The sequence below is a fragment of the Paenibacillus popilliae ATCC 14706 genome (genome assembly GCF_000315235.1).
Lineage (GTDB): Bacteria > Bacillota > Bacilli > Paenibacillales > Paenibacillaceae > Paenibacillus_B > Paenibacillus_B popilliae.
Map to the genome: position 1 here is coordinate 1 of NZ_BALG01000285.1, position 2,322 is coordinate 2,322.

General features: G+C 41.9%; 3 protein-coding genes and 1 pseudogene. All 4 read right to left on the reverse strand.

Going from position 1 to position 2,322, the window contains the following annotated elements; genetic code table 11:
• Window positions 1–378 precede the first annotated feature (378 nt).
• Window positions 379–578, reverse strand: a pseudogene (locus tag PPOP_RS16110) (helix-turn-helix domain-containing protein); the annotation flags it as partial.
• A 289-nt stretch (window positions 579–867) separates the two neighbouring features.
• Complete coding sequence (locus PPOP_RS16115) at window positions 868–1,143, reverse strand: hypothetical protein (RefSeq protein WP_006287693.1); 276 nt, start codon at window positions 1,141–1,143, stop codon at window positions 868–870.
• Window positions 1,144–1,394: 251 nt separating this feature from the next.
• A complete protein-coding gene (locus tag PPOP_RS16120) occupies window positions 1,395–1,640 on the reverse strand; it encodes a hypothetical protein (protein ID WP_006287694.1) in 246 nt (81 codons plus the stop codon).
• Between the two features lie 162 nt (window positions 1,641–1,802).
• Window positions 1,803–2,322, reverse strand: a 520-nt coding sequence (locus PPOP_RS16125) for a polymorphic toxin-type HINT domain-containing protein (protein ID WP_006287696.1), incomplete at its 5' end; no start/stop codon positions are given.

Genomic DNA, 2,322 nt, shown 5'->3' on the forward strand with positions numbered 1-2,322 from the left:
CATTCACTCTCTTGTTGTATATCGTGATCAGGCGGAGTATCCGCCAGGTGATTAAGTACACGCGTTAACGCATCGAATCGTTTTTCACCGACAGCTTTAAGTTGTCTGGCAGCCCGACAAAGCAGAGCATAATCTTTCTCGCTCCGGACGGGTTGTTCCCACATGCAGATTAAGTCATCGTGATCCGCTTGCCAGCTTTGTGCCCAATCGAGGGCAATTATTTTTTTATTTCCATCGATTTTGCTTTTCTTAGCTTCTGGCTCACGGAAAGATGTTTCTGTTTCATGTACGTTTTCTCCTTTGTATACATATGTATGTGCGGTATGCTGCTGAGGCCAGTAAGCCTATCATGCCAATCAAGAAGCTCCGGTGTCCACTTCCTGCGGGAATGGAGGCCTGACGACGCTGGACATCGCTCTCCTGAGATGGCCTCGCATGGTAAGTCTATTGGGCTGCGTTTCGGCGCAGTTCCCGGCTAATGGTGGCATGTCCTTGGCGATGGCTCGGGCACTTTTCCCTTGCTGATGGAGGATTTCTAGCTTGCTTCGCTCGGTTATGCTAAGATGAGTATAGCTCATGGTGGATTCACCTTGTGTGAATGGGGTGTGAGAACTTTCATTCTACACGAATCCGGCCATGAGCCTTTTGTTTTTTATTTCCACCAACCAAAAAAATAATTTTGCAAAAATCTGAGTAGAAGAACACTAGAAAACGACAAGAGAACAGCTAATAAAAACAAACCAATCCTCTTCACAATCAACCTCCTCATAATATATGAGAACGGATTCGATAAAAGAATCCAAACAACGATTCTTCCACTAAAAGGTGGTAATTTAAAATTATCCGTAATCTTGCAAATTTACTATATTAATCAGAATGGGCGACATCTGGAGACATTAAAGCAGTCGCTACCTCAACTACCACAGATTTCACTACTTTTACCCAAAATGCACTTCTTTCCTCTCGAACTTTTGATTCGGAGACACTTTGGTTGTAAGTTTCTCCTGTTTCAAAAGCAGTAACCTCTTGAACTTTTTGAGCTAATTCTAAATTCGTTGTTACAGGTATTTCCTGAGCAAATGCAGAAGTTCCACCTAAAATCACAAATATTGTAAGCATCATTACCAAAAAGAGTCTTTTCATTGATTTTTTCCTCCTCGTATAGTATTTGTTTTCTGAAGGCACTTTAGGAAACATAGAATACCTTCAAAATTTCCAGTTTGCACAGTGTAATTTTATATTAGGACTGAACTTTCCGGAATGTCTTTAGACAATTGGGCGATGGTTGTCGTTCGCAAATGGACAGGTCGGGTTCAAAATTGGGGTCAAATGCTGCTCCAGCTCTAACCCCCAAACTCTTGATAGACCCGAACCAATCAAGTTTGATGCCATTCTTATCTTTTGAACTTATTTATCCAATTCATAATATCTTGTTCTATATGCAAGTACTCATCCGGCGAGGCTTTTATATCGACTCCTGAAGCTATTTTCAAAAGATCCCACACCACTTCATCAGTTACACTAGGCTCATCTTGCATTACAAATTCAGAAGCCCAATCAGCTACTTCTTCCCTCGTTAAACTTCCTTGTAAAATTGATAGTAATTTGCTAAGCACCTCTTCTTTTGTCGGCTGTTTCAAATGAATCACCACTGTCCAGTGTAGTTTCTATTCATATCGAATTGATAATGAACCTTATTACCGCCAGTAAACTTAGTGTCAGGTCTAACTTGTCTTATACTACCAGAATGTTCTAAAGTCTCGTGACATGTTCTTGTATTACCCGTTTGCGGACTCCACTCCCTAACTAATCTTCTTCCTGCCATTTCTCCAGTTTTGATATTGTGCTATATTTTGTGCACCATTACCCGTCCCCCGAGACACCTTCCCGGCGCTAGTGCTTTTTCCGGAGTTTTTCACAACGTTCTTTGCAGCGCTTTTCGTAGCATTTTTTGCAACGTGTTTTGCAGCATTTTTTGCAGTGTTTTTCGTAAAGACTTGTACTATTGCTTTTACAATCGACCCGATGACATTATGCGTCCATATTTCCGACTCCGTAACGAAATAATTATGTACTCCTTCGACTTCGAAGTTATACGCGGACGTACTGTTGTTCATCATCTCAATTCGGTCGATTGGATAGGGCTTGCCTTCTGGGCTTTGAAGCAGATCTCCAACCTTCAAATCCCTTGCTTCCACCCATCCTTGGCCGTGCACCCAGAACGGATGCTTGTTTTTTGCAAGTGAAAAATGCTCAATTTTGCAGCCAAAAGTACCGAGGCACCTGCCAACCCTCCAAAGCTTAAAAAGGAATCCGTTCCAT